The organism is Mucilaginibacter endophyticus (genome assembly GCF_003351025.1).
Lineage (GTDB): Bacteria > Bacteroidota > Bacteroidia > Sphingobacteriales > Sphingobacteriaceae > Mucilaginibacter > Mucilaginibacter endophyticus.
The window spans coordinates 421,230-427,540 of record NZ_QPCG01000006.1; the positions used below are offsets into that span (position 1 = coordinate 421,230).

Below are 6,311 nucleotides of genomic sequence, written 5' to 3' on the forward strand. Positions count from 1 at the left end.
AGAATAATTTTTAACGAATTTTGGTTTTTAAATGGATCAGCCCAAATCAATTAAAATTACCGACGAGAAAGTTGCCCTTGCCAAAGCCGAGCATTTTTGTGCCTACCAGGAACGTGCCCAACAGGAAGTTCGCGACAAACTTTACGAATGGGGATTATGGCCTGATGCTGTTGAACACATTATAAGTCAGTTAATAGAAGGTAATTTCCTGAATGAGGAACGCTTTGCAAGAATTTATGCCAAAAGTAAATTCAATCAAAAAGCCTGGGGACGTATTAAGATAAAACAAGGACTTAAGCTGAAGCGGATCCCTGATGTATTGATCAAAAAGGCGCTCCTGAACATCGACCTTGACGATTATTTGGCCGCCTTAACCCATCTTTTACAAAAAAAAGCGGCCACCCTAACCGAAAAGAACCAGTTAAAGCGCCGCTACAAACTCCAACAGTACGCCATGGGCCGCGGATTTGAGGCCGAGCTGATATTAGATATTTTGAAAGACAGCGAGTTATAAACTATTTTCAAAAAAATGAAAATTTTCCTTGCAGACTATTCATTTCTGCCTATATTTGCACTCCCGCAAACGAGATAAGCAAACGGTAAAACGAAAGCCAACTCCAAGCGAGGAAATATCAACGCGAAAGTAGCTCAGTTGGTAGAGCACGACCTTGCCAAGGTCGGGGTCGCGAGTTCGAATCTCGTCTTTCGCTCAAAGCCCTTCTGATTGAAAGAAGGGTTTTATTTTTAAAAGGTTAGACACCTGCTCAGATGGTGGAACTGGTAGACACGCAGGACTTAAAATCCTGTTCCCGTAAACGGAGTGCGGGTTCGATTCCCGCTCTGAGTACTTGAAAATGAGGCGATTAGGTGAAAGACACTAATCGCTTTTTTGTTGCCAAAAATTTCTGGTCTAACATTGGTCTAACATTTGCAGGATGTTAGACCAATCCATTTTGTTCCCTCAAATATTCTTATAATTTTGTTGATAACTTAACCAATCACAAATGGAAGTTATTTGCATTCAGGAAGACGCTTATTTTGATCTACTCAAAAAATCTTATGAGTACATCAAAGCCCTACACGATATAAAAGAAGAGAAATGGGTATTGCCGGAAAAAGCAATGGAAATGCTCGGCGTGAAGACAACCAAACTACAGGAGCTAAGAGATACAGGTGAAATTGAAATCTCCCAACCGTCCAAAAAGGTAATCTTGTATAATATTGATAGCATCCGCGCCTATCTCGACAGGCACACTCGTAAAAGTTAAACCATGGCAACAGACGAACAAATAGCAATGGCCTTTAATGCTGGCTACACCATGCAACAGTACGATCCTGAACTGGTGGAAAAACTTCTATCGACGGATAACGATAATGAAATTGCGCAAGCCTTAACACAAGGTGCCAAACAATCGCACAAAGACAAGATTTTCCAGCAACAGCAAGCAAGGAAAGAGCGAAATCAAACTAAGTTAAAGGGCAGATAGTATTATAGTTAAATAGGCATATGTAAATCCATATCATTGCCATAAAATAAGTTTAAAAACAATTGATATATTTAGATTTCAATTATAAGATATTGAATTATAAGTATAGGATATAACTAAATGGCGATATCAACTAAAGCTGTTAATGCAGGTGTAAATGCGGCTAATGGTTTCGAATTTCAGAAACATTGCGCACTGTTAATTTTATTTGATCAATATTCTCAATTAAAATCCCATCCATACTTTATTTGTTTAGAACACCATGATGACTTTTTGTTATCGAGAATAGCGCCAAATGGGCATATACTTTCGATACAAGCTTATCAAGCTAAAAAATCAACTACAGATTGGGGGATGAGTCAAGATTTATATGATCTCTTAAGTAAAATTGCTCAGGGCGGTTTAGACCTTGCAGCCGACCCGATAAAAAAAGATCCTCAATACGATCATAGCTTACAGTTTCTTTCCAATCGCGCAATTAATCTCAATAACAAAAAAACGAAGAAAAATAAAATCACTGCGACTATTAATGCCTCAAACACGAGCGTAGGATTTTCAACTCTTGACCAAACAATCAGCGATGTAATCAAAAATGAATTAAAGAATACTTTTAGCTGTAGCCCTGCGGCAATCAACGAGTTGCAAAAAATGACTTTTAGATTTATTGACTTGCCCCAGACAAGTAGTAAACAAAAATCTACTCTCATCGGAGAATTCGGAAATATCTTCGGTAACTCCGTTATAGATCATAAGGCAGCAGTCGATACTCTGTTATTGTTATTCAGAAACGTAGAAAATACGTTAAATAACGGCAATATTATTAAGTTAATGGATGTAAGTAAACAGGTAACTTCGGATGAAATAAATAAGGCTATCAATATTATAACTACACAGACAAAAGCTTATGAATTGTGGCGTACAAAAGGCGATGCCATATCAGATAGTCTTAACATCCCAATAATCTCCAAGAAGAAATTCGTCCAGGATTTTACTAATAGCTTTGATTTATTTAAAGACCTACAGCAAGCCGATCACAGATTGGTTTACACATATGTACAAAATAATAAAATGCTTCTGGATACCTTAACGACGGATGCTGAATGTATAGTGGTTTTATACAAAAATTTCAAAGCCAATATCCGAACACAACTTGGTGAGAATGAATTAAAAGCCGCGATTTATGCGGCATACATAGAACTTTTAGAAAGCTTGTAATGAATACTACTATAGAGTTTAAAAGCCTTTTGGCTTATTCAGCAGACAAAAAGAAATACTTTTTCACTGAATTCGGGAAAGGAGTAAACATTGTTTATGGCCGGAATACTTCAGGAAAATCTACCCTCTTTCAGTGCTTGCTGTATACCTTGGGAATAAACGACGGCAATGCATATATTAAAGATTTGCTTTCCGAAAATGTTTTTTTTCGCCTGGATATCGAAATGACAACAGGAGGAAGCGCAACCCCTTGTATTTTTATTCGTGAAAATGAAACCTTAATAGTCAAAGTTGGAGATCACTTAACACGAAAGTTTAGTGGCATAAGTGGAAATAGCTCATTTGAACACATCAAGCTCAAAGATTACGTAAGTCATCTTTTCAATTTCAATCTTAAATTAGAAAGTAAAAATGAGTATAAAAGTGCCCCTTTAGAAGCGATGCTTTTACCCTTCTATATTGCTCAATCCGTTGGATGGGTTTACCTGCGCAAATCATTTAATAGTCTCGATTTTTATAGAAATTTCAAAGAAGATTACTTGGATTACTACTTAGAAATAGAAAACGCTATTGAACGAGATGAAAAAAAGAGGCTTGAAAACCAATTAAAGGAAAAAGAGGATCAAATTTCATTTATAAGTTCCGCGGAAAAACAAGACCAAACACTGCAAGTCACAAAAATACTTGACGAGAAGTTTATTGAAACCTCTAAAGCTTACGTAGAAACATACGCAACCACTCAACGTAAGGTAATTGATAACGAAAATGAGTTTATTTTAAAATGCAATGAACTTGCATTTTTAAATGAAAGATTATCTGTGCTTAGAAAGGTAAAGCAACATAGAACGCATCAAAAACCAGAAATTGGTAATTGTCCGCTGTGTTTCCAAAATTTACAACCGACGCTACAGGCGAATTATAAGTTTTTTCAAGAAGAGAATGACACTGAAAAGGAATTGAAAAAGTGCAAAGACGAGATAAAAGATGTTCAAGCGAAAATAAATTCTTTACGAAAACACATTGATGAAGACAAGGAAGAAATCGCAAATAAATATCGCATACTGAACAGTTATAGCGAAAGTCAAATTAATTACGATCAATGGTTGAACAACAAAGCAAATGTCCAACTTATAAACAACATAACCTTAAAAGTTGGCGCGCTAACATTAGAAAAAAATGATATTATTGAAAAATTAGGTCGGTTCAAAACAGATGAACAGGTTGAAGAATTAAGAAAAGAAAAAAACAATTTGTTTAAATCTGTTTTTACGGGCTACTTAAAAGAGATGAACGTCAAATCATTAGATGAGCGTCGATATACCGAATTATACGAAATATCTTCATTTCCGTCGCAAGGAGTTGAACTTCATAAAACCGTTATGGCCTATCATTTTGCCTTCAATAAAATCATTGCGCAATCGCAATCAATTCATCGTTTCCCATTTATGTTAGATGCTATTTTGAAAGAAGATACAGATGAAAATACCGAAAAGTTAATTATAAACTTTATATCAAAAAATCGTCCAACTGATACTCAAATAATTTTTTCGATTGCTGAATTGAAAAATACGACAAATTCGGCAGCAAATTATAATTTGAACTTTTTTGGAGGAAAAGCCAACTTAATACTCATTGGTGATGGTATAAAAGAACGCTCACTTCTAAGAGAAAATGACGAATTTACGCCTCAAGTTTTGATCGATGATACCCAAGAAAAAATCGATACAAGTAGATAAGCATTATCAAAAAACTTATTAGTCTTAATCAAAAGAGTATTTAAATGTCGTTATTGGATATGAAAGCACATCTCTCTGGCTTACGTCAAGCTATGGAGAATGTCACAAGAGGTACAACGCCAGACCACGCAAAATGGACAGGTGTTAATTCATTTGTACGGCGGTATAGCGATTTAGCTGGTCTATACATATCGCTTACTGGCGACCCTGGCGTCGCAACATATGATGTGAATAATCTACGCAGTCCACACGATATGGTTTGGCCTGACCAGAAAGCAATCTTTGATCAAATTTTTATGGATGTTTTGATACTGGACAATCTGATAGCACAAAAATCAAATGTATCTTTCGGCCCCATGTACAACCTTTTTGTATCAGGAAATGGTCAAGAATGGACTGGAAAGCCCTTTCAAATTGAATTAACACGCTGCATTAGTGAGTACACAAACCCTAACCTAAGCCTGCGATTAGGAAAACTTGATCCTGCTTCTATTGGCGAATTAAAAAGATTGCCGTGTATCTTCGCGTATGAATCAGGCCACAAATTACCGCCTAAATTTGGTTTCATAAAAGACATTGTAATTAGACAGGGGGAAGTACGTATAGAGTATGAAATCCAACATGTAGAGCCATTTCTTACAGCAGAAGACTTGGAACAGATGACTTTTGAATTAGATATTGGAAAGCTTGAACTGTATAGAACTCATTGGGCTGTAAAAGACGTTAACCTACCCAAAGAATTACATTCTAAGGGTATATTAATCCCCGCGTCACTTCGTGATATAGCTAATGCCGTGGACGTTTCAAAACATATATTCGATGTAGCGTTATCGTTCCCTGGCGAAGCGAGACCATTGGTTGAAAAAATTGTGCAAGAGTTAGAGCGAAGATTAGGCCCTAACCGTTATTTTTATGATAACAATTACGTTTCCCAGTTAGCGCAGCCATCTTTAGATACATTGCTTCAAGGTATATATAGGAGAGCTAAACTTGATGTAGTTTTTTTAAGTGCCGATTACCAGAAAAAAAATTGGTGCGGTGTTGAATTTCGGGCTATAAAAGATATTGTATTTGATCGTGAATTTAATCGGGTAATGTTTATTAAAGCAGGTGAAGGCTCTGTTGATGGGGTATTTAATACCGATGGATATATAGATGCCAGTAAATTTGAGCCTAATAAAATTGCAGAATTTATTTTAGAACGGCTCAGATTATTGGATATGAACCATACAAGTTGATTAAATTAAAAACTGATAAAATGAAACTTTACACATGGTCGGGCTTTCCTACCGACAAAGAGACAAAAGGTTTTGCGTTAGCTAATAATGTAGAAGAAGCAAGGGCACTAATAATAAACTCATTTAGTAATAGTGACCATTATAATTTCATTCGTGAATTTATTTATAACCATGAGCCTCATATATATACCGAGCCTACTGGCTGGATACAAGAAATTGGCCCTCAATTTATTTAATTGAGAAATTCAAAACGGATAGTATTGGTGATTTACTCGCAAATTTTTGAGAATCAAATCCACCCGTGTTTAATAAAGTCTAATTTTTAGTGGTACCCAAACTGGTACCCAAACGCCATTTTACCGCAAACAAGGCCTATCCAAATTAAAAAACCTCGCCAAAAAAGCGAGGTTTTTTAAGTATTTAAAATGGTCGGGATACACAGATTCGAACTGTGGGCCTCCTGTTCCCAAATGCCATAATTTAATTAATTATGCCATCCAATACCGTCCAAATTTCGCTATCAAACACTTGACAAATAATAACAATTTCTGCTATAGTGTCGCCATTAATATTTCTTAATCTAAATTTTAGTGGTACCCAAACTGGTACTGTAACCCTCCCTTAGTTCGGACTGG

At 36.1% G+C, this 6,311-nt stretch carries 7 protein-coding genes and 2 tRNA genes; all 9 read left to right on the forward strand.

Going from position 1 to position 6,311, the window contains the following annotated elements; all coding sequences use genetic code 11:
- Positions 1 to 31 precede the first annotated feature (31 nt).
- Positions 32 to 514, forward strand: coding sequence for a regulatory protein RecX (locus DUL71_RS24715; RefSeq protein WP_114940538.1), 483 nt, complete (start codon positions 32 to 34; stop codon positions 512 to 514).
- A gap of 123 nt (positions 515 to 637) precedes the next feature.
- Positions 638 to 710: transfer RNA gene (locus DUL71_RS24720), tRNA-Gly, on the forward strand.
- 52 nt (positions 711 to 762) lie between these two features.
- A tRNA-Leu gene (locus DUL71_RS24725) sits at positions 763 to 847 on the forward strand.
- 157 nt (positions 848 to 1,004) lie between these two features.
- A complete protein-coding gene (locus tag DUL71_RS24730; protein WP_114940539.1) occupies positions 1,005 to 1,268 on the forward strand; it encodes a DNA-binding protein in 264 nt (87 codons plus the stop codon).
- A gap of 3 nt (positions 1,269 to 1,271) precedes the next feature.
- Positions 1,272 to 1,487 carry a hypothetical protein gene (locus tag DUL71_RS24735; protein ID WP_114940540.1) on the forward strand — a complete coding sequence of 72 codons (216 nt, stop codon included), beginning with the start codon at positions 1,272 to 1,274 and terminating at the stop codon, positions 1,485 to 1,487.
- Positions 1,488 to 1,607: 120 nt separating this feature from the next.
- Positions 1,608 to 2,702, forward strand: a complete 1,095-nt coding sequence (locus DUL71_RS24740; protein ID WP_114940541.1) for a dsDNA nuclease domain-containing protein — start codon at positions 1,608 to 1,610, stop codon at positions 2,700 to 2,702.
- A complete protein-coding gene (locus tag DUL71_RS24745) occupies positions 2,702 to 4,438 on the forward strand; it encodes an ATP-binding protein (protein WP_114940542.1) in 1,737 nt (578 codons plus the stop codon). Before DUL71_RS24740 ends, DUL71_RS24745 begins: the two co-directional genes overlap by 1 nt.
- Before the next feature lie 59 nt (positions 4,439 to 4,497).
- Positions 4,498 to 5,676 (forward strand): TIR domain-containing protein, encoded by a 1,179-nt coding sequence (locus DUL71_RS24750; protein WP_279629799.1) that lies wholly within the window; start codon positions 4,498 to 4,500, stop codon positions 5,674 to 5,676.
- Between the two features lie 20 nt (positions 5,677 to 5,696).
- Positions 5,697 to 5,912 (forward strand): hypothetical protein, encoded by a 216-nt coding sequence (locus DUL71_RS24755; protein ID WP_154402475.1) that lies wholly within the window; start codon positions 5,697 to 5,699, stop codon positions 5,910 to 5,912.
- Positions 5,913 to 6,311: the final 399 nt, after the last annotated feature.

What these genes read in the sequence shown, in the direction of transcription:
- DUL71_RS24740 (WP_114940541.1), top strand. Translation starts at nt 1,608, where the DNA reads ATGGCGATATCAACTAAAGCTGTTAATGCAGGTGTAAATGCGGCTAAT.
- DUL71_RS24730 (WP_114940539.1), top strand. Translation starts at nt 1,005, where the DNA reads ATGGAAGTTATTTGCATTCAGGAAGACGCTTATTTTGATCTACTCAAA.
- DUL71_RS24750 (WP_279629799.1), top strand. Translation starts at nt 4,498, where the DNA reads ATGAAAGCACATCTCTCTGGCTTACGTCAAGCTATGGAGAATGTCACA.
- DUL71_RS24715 (WP_114940538.1), top strand. Translation starts at nt 32, where the DNA reads ATGGATCAGCCCAAATCAATTAAAATTACCGACGAGAAAGTTGCCCTT.
- DUL71_RS24745 (WP_114940542.1), top strand. Translation starts at nt 2,702, where the DNA reads ATGAATACTACTATAGAGTTTAAAAGCCTTTTGGCTTATTCAGCAGAC.
- DUL71_RS24755 (WP_154402475.1), top strand. Translation starts at nt 5,697, where the DNA reads ATGAAACTTTACACATGGTCGGGCTTTCCTACCGACAAAGAGACAAAA.
- DUL71_RS24735 (WP_114940540.1), top strand. Translation starts at nt 1,272, where the DNA reads ATGGCAACAGACGAACAAATAGCAATGGCCTTTAATGCTGGCTACACC.